Genomic DNA, 12,805 nt, shown 5'->3' on the forward strand with positions numbered 1-12,805 from the left:
CCCGAGACAGCCCGGCGAGACCACCTCCCCGGGTCAGTTTCCCAACAGCTCCCGCAGCTGCCGCTTCAGCACCTTGCCGTTGGCGTTGCGCGGCAAGGGCTCCGCGGTGATCACCATGGTTTCCGGGACCTTGTAGTCGGACAGCCGCTCCGCGCACCAGGCACGCAAAGCCTCGCTGTCCACCGGTGCGCGCGCCACCACCACGGCGTGAACGCGTTCGCCCAGCACCGGGCACGTCTTGGCGACGATCGCGCTCTCGACCACGGCCGGGTGGCCGGCCAGCACGGATTCGACCTCGGCCGAATAGATCTTGAGGCCGCCGCGATTGATCATGTCCTTCTGCCGGTCGAACACCCGGACAAATCCCTCCGCGTCGACCGAGCCGAGATCGCCGGAATGCCAGAACCCGCTGGTGAAACTTTCGGCCGTGGCTTTTGAATTGTTCCAGTAGCCCTTGATGACGGAGGCACTCTGGATCCAGAGCTCGCCGATTTCCCCAGATGGCAGCTCACGCCCGTCCGCGTCCATTGCCAGGATGCGTGCACCGGGACACGGCAGGCCGACGCTGTCGATATGGCTTGCCGTCAAGCTGCCCGGCATGATCGTGGACGGCGACGTTGTTTCGGTCGCGCCATAGCAATTCGCCAGCTCGAGGCCCGGAATGATGGCCTTGAGCTTCTCGATGGTGGCAACCGGCATCGGTGCGCCGCCAAAGCCGCCGATGCGCCAGCTCGACAGATCATAGCGCTCGAAATCGGGCTGGAGCAGGCAGAGATTGTACATCGCCGGCACCATCACCGTGTAGGTGACGCGCTCGCGCGCGGCGAGCTTGAGATATTCGGCGGCCTTGAACTCCGGCATGATGATCAACGCGCCGCCGCAGCAGACCATCGTCGTGATGTTGGCGACGACGCCGGTGACGTGGCCGAGCGGCACCGCCGCGATCGAACGGTCGGCCGCCGTCAATTGCAGGCAGGACACGAAGATCATCGAGGAATGGACGATGTTGCAATGGGCCAGCATCGCGCCCTTCGGCTTGCCTGTCGTGCCGGAGGTGTAGAGGATCATCGCGGTGTCCTCTTCGCTCGTCTCGACCGGCGCCGGGGCCGGCGCGTTGTCGACGAGCACCGCGAAATCCGACAGAGCCGGATCGTCGTCGACGGCGATACGGTGCATCACATCGGGCACGTCTAGTGCATCCGGTAGCCGCTCCGCGAGTGCCGCCTCGTGGATCAGGATTTTGGCGCCGCAGTCGGCGAGCACATAGGCGATTTCCGGTTTCTGCTGGCGCGTGCTGAGCAGCACCGTGACGAGCCCCTCATGCGCGGCAGCAAACAGCAGCAGCGGGAATTCGACGCGGTTGCCGAGCAGGATCGCGACGCGATCGCCGCGCTGCAATCCGAGCGTGCGAAATCCCGCCGCGATCCGCGCAGCCTGCTCCGCGGCCTGCCGCCAGCTCAGCCGGACATGGCCTGAGATCAGCGCTTCCCCGTCGGGATTGCGGGCGCAGGCGTCCGCGATCATCGCCCACAGGCTCGACGGCCGATCGCAAAATGCCGGCACGACCCGATCGCCGAAACGCGCCTCGAACCGCATCGGCGGGATCTGAGATTGCGACCAGTCCATCGGGATGCCCTTGGCTTGTTGCTCTTGTTACCTTCCGCGCATGGGCATGCGGCCCTGTCTCGTGCTGATCGGCTAGCCGCCCATCACGGGAACACCAATCACGACCGGATGGAACGCAAAAGCCAGTGCCAGATAAGCGACGATTCCGACCGCAACCGCGATCAGATCGTTGGTGACGCCGCCCACTGGAATCGGCGGACCGCCACCATCGGTGCGACGCTTCAGCGTGATGCGATCATACACCGCCCAGCCCAGGAAGGAGCCGAACAGGATGATGGAGCCGAGGTCACCATTGGCCAGAAGATGCGCCGCCGCCCACAGCTTGATGCCGGCCAGCATCGGATGCTTCAGCGTCGCATAGATGCGACCGCGCAGATAGGACGCAACCACCAGGATCACCGCGGGCAGCATCAGCGCGAGCGTGATGTGCTTCAGCGCCTTCGGCGGATACCAGACGTCGATCCAGCCGGTCGCACGGTAGTGGGCAAAGCCCCAGATGATCAACGCGAGCCCCGCGAGCGAGGCAAGCGAATAGAGGATTTTGTAGGTCCCCTCGCCCAGTCTCGCGATGGCCTGCGCGCGCGCCTCGCGTTTCGTCGTGAACACATGCGCCGTGAAAAACAGCGCAAGCCCCAGGATCATAACCAGCAGACCCACGAGATTCTCCCCTCAACCAGCGCCCAGCCCATGGCGTATCATCGATTGGCCGCCGGTCGCAACTGATGCGCTACTTGCCGATCTCGCGATTGTCGACATACCGGATCGCGATCGGCCGCCCGGCGAGGGCACCGCCAAGACCGCCGGTGAATTTCAGCGGCAGGCAGGCGTTCAACGATGAATTGATTGCATTGAGATAGGTCGTTTTCGTCTCGGCGGGCACGCCCGCGGTCGCAAAGGTCAGGCGCGGTGGGCCGATCAGGCCGCCCGATTTGTTGAAACTGAAGCGCACGGCCATCTGCATGCCCGCGCGCGCATTGTCCGATGGTGGCGACCAGCAGGTGCGCAGTTCGGCGAAGAGATCGCCGATCGTATCGAGATCGTGATCCGGCTTTTGGTATTTGGCACGATCGGCCTCCGCTGGCACGCTTTGGATCGTGAGCTGGAGGTTCTGGCCGTAGGGATAGTCGATCTCGGGAATACAGGGACCAGGCTCGAGCGGGCTGCAATAGGATGGCGTGCAGGGCCTGCCGTCGAGCACGCTGCACGGCTCATGCGAAAACGGAATCGGGTTGATTTGCCGGGGCCGCGCGTCGGCGGCGATCGTCGAGATCGCCAGCAGGAGGAAAACAAGGATGCCGCGCCACATGAAGCGAACTCGCAAGGCCACATGGGTGAACGTGGCATTGCCGTCGGCAACGTCAAGCCTGCCGCTGTTCACATGCGCGCGTCCAAGGACGGTGTCGTCGTCCGGCTTGACCGGACGACCCAGTACTCCGAGACGTTTGTGATTGAGGCGAGAGGCTGCGGCGTACTGGATGCCCCGCCTTCGCGGGGCATGACAGCGGAGGGGGAGTAGCTACAGCGCGGGCGAAGCCACACCCTACCCCTTCTTCTTCACGTCCTTGACGTTGGTGAACTCGATGCCTTCGGCCCGTTCCCTTGTGTAGCCGAGATAGAACTCGTTTCGCGCCAGATAGACGGGATCGCCGTCGACATCATCGGCGATGCTCGAGGTGTTGGCAGCGATGAAGGTATCGAGCTTCTTGCGGTCCTCCGAGGAGACCCAGCGCGCAAGCTGGAACTCGCTGACCTCGAATTCGACCGGCAGGGAATATTCCGCATCCAGCCGCGCCTTGAGCACGTCGAGCTGGAGTGCGCCGACGACGCCGACCAGCGCGGGCGCGCCGTCGCGCGGGCGGAACACCTGCACGACACCCTCTTCCGACATCTGCTGAAGCGCTTCCTTCAGCTTCTTCGCCTTCATCGCATCGGTGAGACGCACGCGGCGGACGATTTCCGGCGCGAAGCTCGGCACGCCCACGAAGTTGAAATCCTCACCATCGGTCAGCGTATCGCCGATCCGCAGCGTGCCGTGGTTGGGAATGCCGACGACGTCGCCGGCATAGGCTTCGTCCGCAACCGAACGATCCTGCGCGAAGAAGAATTGCGGGCTGGACAGCGGCATGCTCTTGCCGGTGCGCACGAGCTTCGCCTTCATGCCGCGGCTCAGCTTGCCGGAGCACAGCCGCGCAAAGGCGATGCGGTCGCGGTGGTTGGGATCCATGTTGGCCTGGATCTTGAACACGAAGGCGCTCATGCGCGGGTCGGTGGCTTCGACCTTGCGCTGGTCGCTCTCCTGCGCGCGCGGCTCCGGCGCGAACTTGCCGAGTCCTTGCAGCAGGTCGCCGACGCCGAAATTGCGAAGCGCGCTGCCGAAATAAACCGGCGTCAGATGACCCTCGCGAAACGCTTCGAGTTCGAACGGTTTTGAAGCCGCGGTGACGAGCTCGAGCTCGTCCTTGACCGCCGACACGTCGAGATTGGCATTGAGCTTGGCGAGCTCGGCGATCTCGATCTGCTGCGCCGCGCCGGTCTTGGCGCCGCCGCCTTCGAGCAGGCGCACGCCGCCATTGACGACGTCATAGGTGCCGAGGAACTCACGGCCGCGCCCGACGGGCCAGGTCATCGGCGTGGTATCGAGCGCCAGCGTCTTCTCGATCTCGTCCAGGAGCTCGAAGACGTCGCGGCTCTCGCGGTCCATCTTGTTGATGAAGGTGATGATCGGGATGTCGCGAAGACGACACACCTCGAACAGCTTTCGAGTGCGCGCCTCGATGCCCTTGGCGGCGTCGATCACCATGACGGCGGAATCGACCGCCGTGAGCGTGCGGTAGGTGTCTTCCGAAAAGTCCTCGTGGCCCGGCGTGTCCAGCAGGTTGAAAACGAGGCCCTCGAACTCGAAGGTCATGACCGAGGTCACGACCGAGATGCCGCGCTCGCGCTCGATCTTCATCCAGTCCGAACGCGTGTTGCGCCGCTCGCCCTTGGCCTTCACCTGGCCGGCCAGATTGATGGCGCCACCGAACAGCAGCAGCTTTTCGGTCAGCGTGGTCTTGCCGGCGTCCGGATGCGAGATGATGGCAAAGGTCCGCCGCCGCGACACTTCAGCGGCAAGCGAGGAACGGGCCGTCGATTCGGCTGTGATGGCGATGTCGGACATTGCGGCAGCGTTTGGCAGGGAAAATGAGCCTGATCAAGCCTCATTTGGTGATTGCAGAGCCTTCCGGCCAGCCCCATATCCGGCTTGGGATCAGGTTGGGAGGGACGGCCCTCCCTTCCCATCAGCACGCCAGTCGCGGGGACGACCCTGCCTTGAATGGAGGGTCGTCATGGCCTGGAGCATCCTGTTCGTCGCCGGTCTGCTTGAGGTCTCCTGGGCGATCGGCCTCAAATACACTGAGGGATTCACCAAGCTCGTTCCGTCGGTCCTCACGCTTGGCGCCATGGCCGGCAGCATCATCCTGCTCGGGCTCGCCCTCAAATCGCTCCCGATTGGAACCGCTTATGCAGTCTGGACCGGCATCGGCGCGGTCGGTACCGCGACACTCGGCATCATCCTGTTCGGCGAGCCGGCCACCGCGTTCCGCCTCGCCAGCATTGGGCTGATCGTCGCCGGGATCGTCGGACTGAAGCTGGTTACCTGAGGAAGATCTTGACCGCCCACCAGCTCAGCGCGGCGACGATGGCCGAGGCCGGCATCGTGATCACCCAGGCATAGACGATCGAGCTGGCGACGTTCCAGCGCACCGCCGAGAGGCGGCGTGCGGCGCCGACGCCGACGATGGCGCCGGTGATGGTGTGGGTGGTCGAGACGGGAACGCCGAGGAAGGTCGCCATGAACAGGGTCGCGGCACCGCCGGTCTCGGCGCAAAAGCCCTGCATCGGGGTCAGCTTGGTGATGCGCAGGCCCATGGTCCGAACGATGCGCCAGCCGCCCATCAGCGTCCCCATCGCCATCGCGGCCTGGCACGAGAGCACCACCCAGAAGGGGACGAAGAATTCGCCGCCGAGCTGGCCCTGCGAATAGAGCAGCACGGCGATGATGCCCATGGTCTTCTGCGCGTCGTTGCCGCCATGGCCGAGCGAATAGAGCGAGGCGGAGGCGAATTGCAGGATGCGGAAGGCGCGATCCACGGCAAAGGGCGTGGAGCGCACCGATGCCCAGGAGACGATCGCAACCAGCATCATCGCGAGCAGGAAGCCGACGAGCGGAGACAGCACGATGGCGATCACCGTTTTGGACAATCCGCTCCAGACCGCCGCCGAAAGGCCGGCTTTGGCTACGCCTGCACCAAACAAGCCGCCGATCAATGCGTGAGACGAGGACGATGGGATCCCGAGTGCCCATGTCACCAAGTTCCAGACGATGGCGCCGACGAGCGCAGCGAAAATCACCTGAGCATCCACGATCGCGGGATCGATGATGCCGGTGCCGATGGTCTGCGCGACGTGCAGCCCGAACACCATGAAGGCGACGAAATTGAAGAACGCGGCCCAGAACACCGCGTATTGCGGCCGCAGCACGCGGGTCGAGACGATGGTCGCAATCGAATTGGCGGCGTCGTGCAGGCCGTTCAGGAAGTCGAACAGCAGCGCGACGGCGATCAATCCGACCAGGACGGGAAGACCCAACGCAACATCCACGGCGTGGCCCCTGCCCTAAACTTGCTCGATGACGATGCTGTTGATCTCGTTCGCGACGTCGTCGAAACGGTCGGCGACTTTCTCGAGATGGTCGTAGATCTCCGCGCCGACGATGAAATCCATCGCGTTGCCGTCGCGATGCTTGAGGAACAGTTCCTTCAGCCCGATATCATGGAGATCGTCGACACGGCCTTCCAGCTTGCCCAGTTCTTCCGTGATCGCAGTCAGCATGGCCACGTTCTGACCGATCTTCTGCATCAGCGGCAGCGCACGGCCGACCAGATTGGCGCATTCGATCAAAAGCCCGCCGATCTCCCGCATCGGCGGTTCGAAGCTGCGGACCTCGAACAGCATCACGGCCTTGGCGGTCTGTTGCATCTGGTCGATGGCGTCGTCCATCGAGGTGATCAGGTTCTTGATGTCGCCGCGGTCGAACGGGGTGATGAAGGTACGGCGCACCGCCGTCAGCACCTCACGAGTGATGTTGTCCGCATCGTTCTCAAACTGGTTGACGCGCTGGCAATAGACCGGCGTCTCCTCGCCCCCGTTGAGCATGCTCTGGAGCGCGATCGAGCCCTGGATCACGGTCTGGGCGTGGCGGTCGAACAGGTCGAAGAACCGTTCTTCCTTGGGCAGGAAAGCGCGAAACAATCGCATCATGGGAGAGAAACTACCGGTTGGATGATGGCCCGGCCCAGGCGGGCCGTCATGAAACTGTCATAGACCATTTTCGATCCACGCGCGTGCCACCTCACGCCCGTGGAGCCGGATCATCCACCGCTTTCGCGCATCAACCCATCTTCCATTATATCAATGACTTACAGCGATCGCCGGAAGTAATGCGCGATTTCGCCGATGACGCCACGGCGGAAGGTGAGCACGCAGATCACGAAGATCGAGCCCTGGATCACGGTCACCCACTGGCCGAACCCCGCCAAATATTGCTGCATGGCGATGATCACGAAGGCACCAACCACGGGACCGAACACGGTTCCGAGTCCGCCGACCAGCGTCATCAGCACGACTTCGCCCGACATCGACCAGTGCACGTCGGTGAGCGAGGCATTCTGCGCCACGAAGACTTTCAGCGCACCGGCAAAGCCGGCCAGCGTGCCCGAGAGGACGAAAGCCAGGAATTTGTACTGATCGGTGCGGTAACCCAGCGAGATCGCGCGCGGCTCGTTCTCGCGGATCGCCTTGAGGACTTCGCCGAACGGTGAGTTGATGATGCGGAAGATCAGCAGGAAGCCGGCGAGGAAGCCGACCAGAACCACGTAGTAGAGCACGGTCGGCTTGGTCAGATCGAAGACGCCGAACATGCGTCCCTGCGGGATGCCCTGGATGCCGTCTTCACCATGGGTGAACGGCGCCTGGAGGTAGATGAAGTACAAAAGCTGCGATAGCGCCAGCGTGATCATCGAGAAATAGATGCCCTGGCGGCGGATCGAGATATAGCCCGTGATGAGCGAGAGCACGAAGGCACCGGCGACGCCGACGAGGATGCCGAGTTCGGGCGGCAGCGCCCAGACCTTCAGCGCGTGCGCGCTGCAATAGCCGGCCGTCCCTAAGAACATCGCATGGCCGAAGGACAGTAGACCGCCGTAGCCGATCAGGAGATTGAAGGCGCAGGCGAGCAGCGCGAAGCACAGCGCCTGCATCACGAAGAACGGGTAGACCCCCGTGAATGGCACCGAAGCCAGCAGCAGCGCCATCACCACGAACACGATCATCTCATCGCGGATCGAGCGCGGGGTTACCGGCAGCGTGTCGTCCGTCAAGGCTGTCATATCAGGCCGCCCTTCCCGTCAATCCCGTTGGCTTCACCAAGAGCACCAGCACCATCAGCACGAACACGACGGTGTTGGAGGCCTCGGGGTAGAAATACTTGGTCATGCCCTCGATCACACCGAGCGCAAAGCCGGTGATGATGGAGCCCATGATCGATCCCATGCCGCCGATCACGACCACCGCGAACACCACGATGATGAGGTCGGCGCCCATCAGCGGCCGCACCTGGTTGATCGGCGCCGACAGCACGCCGGCAAGCGCGGCCAGGCCGACACCCAAACCATAGGTCAGCGTGATCATGCGCGGCACGTTGACGCCGAAGGCGCGCACCAACGTGGGGTTTTCAGTCGCGGCACGCAAATAGGCGCCGAGCCGCGTCTTCTCGATCAGGAACCAGGTCGCAATACACACGATCAGCGAGAAGATGACGACCCAGCCGCGATAGATAGGCAGGAACATGAAGCCGAGATTCATGCCGCCCTTGAGCTGGTCCGGAATGGCGTAAGGCATGCCAGAGGAGCCGAAATAGTTCTGGAACACGCCCTGCACGATCAGCGCAATGCCGAAGGTCAGGAGCAGGCCGTAGAGATGGTCGAGCCCCGTCAGCCATTGCAGCATGGTCCGTTCCAGGATCATGCCGAAGATGCCGACGATGATCGGCGCGAGCAGCAACGCCCACCAGTAGTTGATGCCGCCGATGTTCAGCAGGAAGTAGGCGACGAACGCGCCCATCATGTAGAGCGCACCGTGGGCGAAATTGATGATGTTGAGCATGCCGAAGATCACGGCAAGCCCGAGACTGAGCAGCGCGTAGAACGAGCCGTTGATCAGTCCCACCAGTAGCTGAGCGTAAAGAGCCTGCATCGATCCCGCACCCGGTCCCTTCGGCGTTCCCTGAAAGTCGCCCGCAGGCCTGATGGCCTGCGGGCGGTTAGCTTACTTCTTCAACAGCGCGCACTTGCTCTCGGACAGCGGCGTGAAGGCCTGGTCGCCCGGCACCGTGCCGACCAGCTTGTAGAAGTCCCACGGTCCCTTGGACTCGGACGGCTTCTTCACCTCGAACAGATAGGCATTGTGGATGGTGCGGCCGTTGGGCTGGATCTCGCCCTTGCCGAACAGATCGTCTTCCGTCGGCATCGACTTCATCTTCTCGACGACCTTGGCGCCGTCATGCGGGTTGCCGCCGAGCGCTTCCAGTGCCTTGAAATAGTGACGCACGCCCGCATAGACGCCGGCCTGCACCATGGTGGGCGGCGCATTGTTCTTCATCTTCTCGGCGAAGCGCTTCGAGAACGCCCGGGTCTGGTCATTCATGTCCCAGTAGAAGGTCTCGGTGAAGTTGAGGCCCTGAGCGGTCTCGAGCCCGATCGCCTTGACGTCGGTGAGGAACAGCAGTAGCGCCGCGAGCTTCTGGCCGCCCTTGACGATGCCGAACTCGGCCGCCTGCTTGATCGTGTTGGTGGTGTCGCCGCCGGCATTGGCAAGGCCGATGATCTTGGCCTTGGAGGCCTGCGCCTGCAGCAGGAAGGACGAGAAGTCCGGCGTGTTCAGCGGGTGCTTGACGCCGCCGACCACCTTGCCGCCGTTGGCGGTGATGACCGCGGTGGTGTCGCGCTCCAGCGCCGCGCCGAAGGCGTAGTCGGCGGTCAGGAAGAACCAGGTGTCGCCACCGGCCTTCACCAGAGCCTGGCCGGTGGTGTGGGCCAGCATGTAGGTGTCGTAGGTCCAGTGCACCGTGTTGGGCGAGCACTGCGCGTTGGTGAGGTCCGAAGTCGCAGCACCCGAGTTGATATAGACGCCGTTCTTTTCCTTGACGACGTTGTTGACCGCGAGCGCCACGCCGGAGTTCGGTACGTCGACGATGAGGTCAACCTTGTCGACGTCGAACCATTGCCGCGCGATCGCGGTGCCGATGTCGGGCTTGTTCTGGTGATCACCAGAGATGATGTCGATCTTCCAGCCCTTCGCGGCCAGGCCGGAATCTTCAATGGCCATCTGCGCGGCGAGCGTCGAGCCCGGTCCGCCGAGATCGGCATAGAGCCCGGACTGATCGGACAGCGCGCCGATCTTGACGGTCTTGTCCTGCGCGAAGGCTGCACCGGCGGCGGTCACGGCCAGCGCCGTGCCGAGCAGAAACGACGCAATCGACTTTGTCATCATGCTACTTCCCTACGAATCTTTTTGTTGGCAGTTCTAGACACCGAGATAGGTGTGGAGCTTGTCCATGTTGGCGGCAAGCTCCGCATTGGAAAATCCGTCAATGATCTTGCCGTGCTCGACCACGTAATAGCGGTCGGCGACGGTGGATGCGAACCGGAAGTTCTGCTCGACCAGGAGGATCGTAAAACCCTCTTTCTTGAGCCGCGCAATGGTGTGGCCGATCTGCTGGATGATGACGGGCGCGAGACCCTCGGTCGGCTCGTCCAGCATCAGGAAATTCGCGCCGGTGCGCAGGATGCGCGCGATCGCGAGCATCTGCTGCTCGCCGCCGGAGAGCTTGGTCCCCTGGCTGTTGAGCCGTTCCTTCAGGTTCGGAAACAGATCGAAGATCTGCTCGAGCGGCAATCCGCCGGGACGCACCACCGGCGGCAACAGCAGGTTCTCCCGCACGTCGAGGCTGGCGAAAATTCCCCGCTCTTCCGGGCAGAACGCGATTCCCATCCGCGCGATCTTGTCCGAGGTCGTACGGATGATGTCCTGGTTGTTGAACTTCACCGAGCCGGTGCGCTTGCCGATGATGCCCATGATCGACTTCAGCGTGGTGGTCTTGCCGGCGCCGTTGCGCCCGAGCAGGGTGACGACCTCGCCCGCGTTCACGTCGAAGTTGATCCCGTGCAGGATGTGGGACTCGCCGTACCAGGCTTCCAGGTTGCGGACCTGGAGGAGGTTGCCGCCGCTCGCGGCCTTTGCGGGAGCTTCCGCCGTTGCAGTCTCAGCCATGACCGGCTCCCAGATAGGCTTCCTTGACGCGTTCGTCCTTGGTGAGCTCGCTGTAATGGCCCTGCGCGAGCACCTGCCCGCGCGTCAACACGGTGATGATGTCGGAGAGATTGGCCACGACGCTCAGATTATGCTCGACCATCAGGATGGTGTATTTCGCGGAGATGCGCTTGATCAGCGCCGCGATCTTGTCGATGTCCTCGTGGCCCATGCCGGCCATCGGCTCGTCCAGCAGCATCATCTCGGGGTCGAGCGCGAGCGTGGTTGCGATCTCCAGTGCGCGCTTGCGCCCGTAGGGCATCTCGACCGCGGGCGTATTGGAAAACTCGCTGAGGCCGACATCGTTCAACAGCTCGCGCGCGCGATCGTTGAACTGGTTGAGCACGGATTTGGAGCGCCAGAAATCGAAGGAGCTGCCGTGCTGGCGCTGAAGCGCGACGCGAACGTTTTCCAGCGCGGTGAGATGGGGAAATACCGCCGAAATCTGGAACGAGCGAACCAGCCCCAGGCGGGCCACGTCGGCGGGCGCCATCGCGGTAATGTCCTGCCCCTTGTACAGGATTTTTCCGGCAGACGGTTTGAGGAACTTGGTCAAAAGATTGAAGCACGTCGTCTTGCCGGCACCGTTCGGGCCGATCAATGCGTGAATGCTCCCACGGCGAACCTTGAGCGCAACGTCGCGGACGGCGAAGAAGCCCGCGAACTCCTTGGTCAAGCCTTCCGTTTCGAGAATGAACTCATCGGCCAAACAGTTTTCCCCCTGCCCGCACAACGCGCGTGGCTATCCTTGTTGCTTCGGCTTTCCGGAGGCCTTGGAGCCACTCCCTGAAGCCCATCCGGAACGCCGCCTCCGGGCGCGGAATATGCCGGAGGTGACGGGGGTTAGGCAAGGCGGAAAGCTGAGCAGGTCAGGCCTCCGGCCGGGAGACTTATGCTCCCTTAGTCGGACGTGTTTTGATGTCGCGCCTGCCCGGCCTCCCGGTTCGCAAAGCGCCGGTCATCAAGCCGTCGTTAACGGTCTTTCGTTCCATGCGCCAGCCTTCATGGAAAATTTTCCCGCGGCGAGGATCATGCGCGGGTTTCATGCGTCCGGAATTTCTATTCGTCGGGAATATAGTCTTGGATTTTGCAAGCGCCGCTCCTTCCGTGGTCAAGTCGATCAGGCAGCGTGATCTCCTGAACACGTGGCTGCGGCTCTATGCGCGCGAGCAGACGGCCCCGGCGATCTGGGAGTACCAGCCTGCGCGGCTCGAGGAAGAGCTCTCCGATCTGATCTACTATACGGTGGACATTTCGACGCCGACACCGCGTCTGACCATCCAGAGCGAAGGTACGCGCATCTCGCGCGCCTATGGACACACCGGCAAGGGCGCTCTGCTCGACGACTATATCGGACCGCGTCTCGCGCCCCTGGTGATGCCGGTCTATCATGAATGCGTGGCGCGCGGGCTGCCTGTCTACAGCGTTGCCGACGTCGATGACATCTACGGCCGTATCGTCGCCTATGAGCGCCTGCTGCTGCCGTTCCAGACTGACGGCGAGGTCTGTCACATCATCGCGTCGCTCAAGACCTTCTGCGAGGACGGCGGCTTCGAGATCAAGAATCTGATGCGCGGAAATGACGCGCTGCCGCGCCCGAGGTTGCGCGCGGTGATCGACCGCGACCTGTTCCACCGCACCCCCGGCCGCATCGCGCCGGCCGAGTTGGTCGAGTTCGCGGACCAGCAGGGCTCCGGTGTTCCCACCGAGATCATCGAGCTGAACTAGCGGGTCAGCGCGATTTGGCGGCGGCTTCCTTGGTCGTGAC

At 63.1% G+C, this 12,805-nt stretch carries 13 protein-coding genes; 2 read left to right on the top strand and 11 right to left on the bottom strand.

Annotated features, from left to right (window positions below; translation table 11 throughout):
* Positions 1 to 33: 33 nt before the first annotated feature.
* The 4 genes from AC0L3S_RS20405 to AC0L3S_RS20420 all read right to left on the bottom strand — a co-directional run bounded on the left by AC0L3S_RS20405 (position 34) and on the right by AC0L3S_RS20420 (position 4,786).
* Positions 34 to 1,626, bottom strand: a complete 1,593-nt coding sequence (locus AC0L3S_RS20405; protein WP_473280881.1) for a class I adenylate-forming enzyme family protein — start codon at positions 1,624 to 1,626, stop codon at positions 34 to 36.
* A gap of 72 nt (positions 1,627 to 1,698) precedes the next feature.
* Positions 1,699 to 2,283, bottom strand: coding sequence for an NnrU family protein (locus tag AC0L3S_RS20410; protein WP_473280883.1), 585 nt, complete (start codon positions 2,281 to 2,283; stop codon positions 1,699 to 1,701).
* 70 nt (positions 2,284 to 2,353) lie between these two features.
* On the bottom strand, positions 2,354 to 2,932 hold the full coding sequence (locus AC0L3S_RS20415) for a hypothetical protein (RefSeq protein WP_473280987.1): 579 nt from the start codon (positions 2,930 to 2,932) through the stop codon (positions 2,354 to 2,356).
* A 234-nt stretch (positions 2,933 to 3,166) separates the two neighbouring features.
* The gene (locus AC0L3S_RS20420) at positions 3,167 to 4,786 is read right to left on the bottom strand and encodes a peptide chain release factor 3 (protein ID WP_473280885.1); all 1,620 of its coding nucleotides are present in this window, start codon (positions 4,784 to 4,786) and stop codon (positions 3,167 to 3,169) included.
* Between the two features lie 169 nt (positions 4,787 to 4,955).
* Here AC0L3S_RS20420 and sugE point away from each other — a divergent pair, with 169 nt between their 5' ends.
* On the top strand, positions 4,956 to 5,270 hold the full coding sequence (sugE, locus tag AC0L3S_RS20425) for a quaternary ammonium compound efflux SMR transporter SugE (RefSeq protein ID WP_204510973.1): 315 nt from the start codon (positions 4,956 to 4,958) through the stop codon (positions 5,268 to 5,270).
* Here sugE and AC0L3S_RS20430 read toward each other — a convergent pair.
* The 7 genes from AC0L3S_RS20430 to AC0L3S_RS20460 all read right to left on the bottom strand — a co-directional run bounded on the left by AC0L3S_RS20430 (position 5,263) and on the right by AC0L3S_RS20460 (position 11,746).
* Complete coding sequence (locus AC0L3S_RS20430) at positions 5,263 to 6,270, bottom strand: anion permease (protein WP_473257276.1); 1,008 nt, start codon at positions 6,268 to 6,270, stop codon at positions 5,263 to 5,265. The two genes, sugE and AC0L3S_RS20430, sit on opposite strands and share 8 nt — an antisense overlap.
* A 15-nt stretch (positions 6,271 to 6,285) precedes the next feature.
* Positions 6,286 to 6,930 carry a DUF47 domain-containing protein gene (locus AC0L3S_RS20435; protein ID WP_007609240.1) on the bottom strand — a complete coding sequence of 215 codons (645 nt, stop codon included), beginning with the start codon at positions 6,928 to 6,930 and terminating at the stop codon, positions 6,286 to 6,288.
* 158 nt (positions 6,931 to 7,088) lie between these two features.
* Positions 7,089 to 8,057, bottom strand: a complete 969-nt coding sequence (locus AC0L3S_RS20440; RefSeq protein ID WP_007609238.1) for a branched-chain amino acid ABC transporter permease — start codon at positions 8,055 to 8,057, stop codon at positions 7,089 to 7,091.
* 1 nt (position 8,058) lies between these two features.
* Entirely contained in the window at positions 8,059 to 8,922 is an 864-nt protein-coding gene (locus AC0L3S_RS20445) for a branched-chain amino acid ABC transporter permease (RefSeq protein ID WP_027517483.1), read from the bottom strand.
* Positions 8,923 to 8,994: 72 nt separating this feature from the next.
* Positions 8,995 to 10,218 carry an ABC transporter substrate-binding protein gene (locus AC0L3S_RS20450; RefSeq protein WP_473257279.1) on the bottom strand — a complete coding sequence of 408 codons (1,224 nt, stop codon included), beginning with the start codon at positions 10,216 to 10,218 and terminating at the stop codon, positions 8,995 to 8,997.
* A gap of 33 nt (positions 10,219 to 10,251) precedes the next feature.
* Positions 10,252 to 10,998 (bottom strand): ABC transporter ATP-binding protein, encoded by a 747-nt coding sequence (locus AC0L3S_RS20455; protein ID WP_007609233.1) that lies wholly within the window; start codon positions 10,996 to 10,998, stop codon positions 10,252 to 10,254.
* Positions 10,991 to 11,746: an ABC transporter ATP-binding protein gene (locus tag AC0L3S_RS20460; protein WP_018459153.1), complete on the bottom strand. Its 756-nt coding sequence runs from the start codon at positions 11,744 to 11,746 to the stop codon at positions 10,991 to 10,993. The genes AC0L3S_RS20455 and AC0L3S_RS20460 overlap by 8 nt, the downstream gene beginning before the upstream one ends.
* 335 nt (positions 11,747 to 12,081) lie before the next feature.
* Here AC0L3S_RS20460 and AC0L3S_RS20465 point away from each other — a divergent pair, with 335 nt between their 5' ends.
* The gene (locus AC0L3S_RS20465; RefSeq protein ID WP_473280887.1) at positions 12,082 to 12,765 is read left to right on the top strand and encodes a hypothetical protein; all 684 of its coding nucleotides are present in this window, start codon (positions 12,082 to 12,084) and stop codon (positions 12,763 to 12,765) included.
* Positions 12,766 to 12,805 lie beyond the last annotated feature (40 nt).

This window comes from Bradyrhizobium sp. Ken01 (assembly GCF_055807355.1).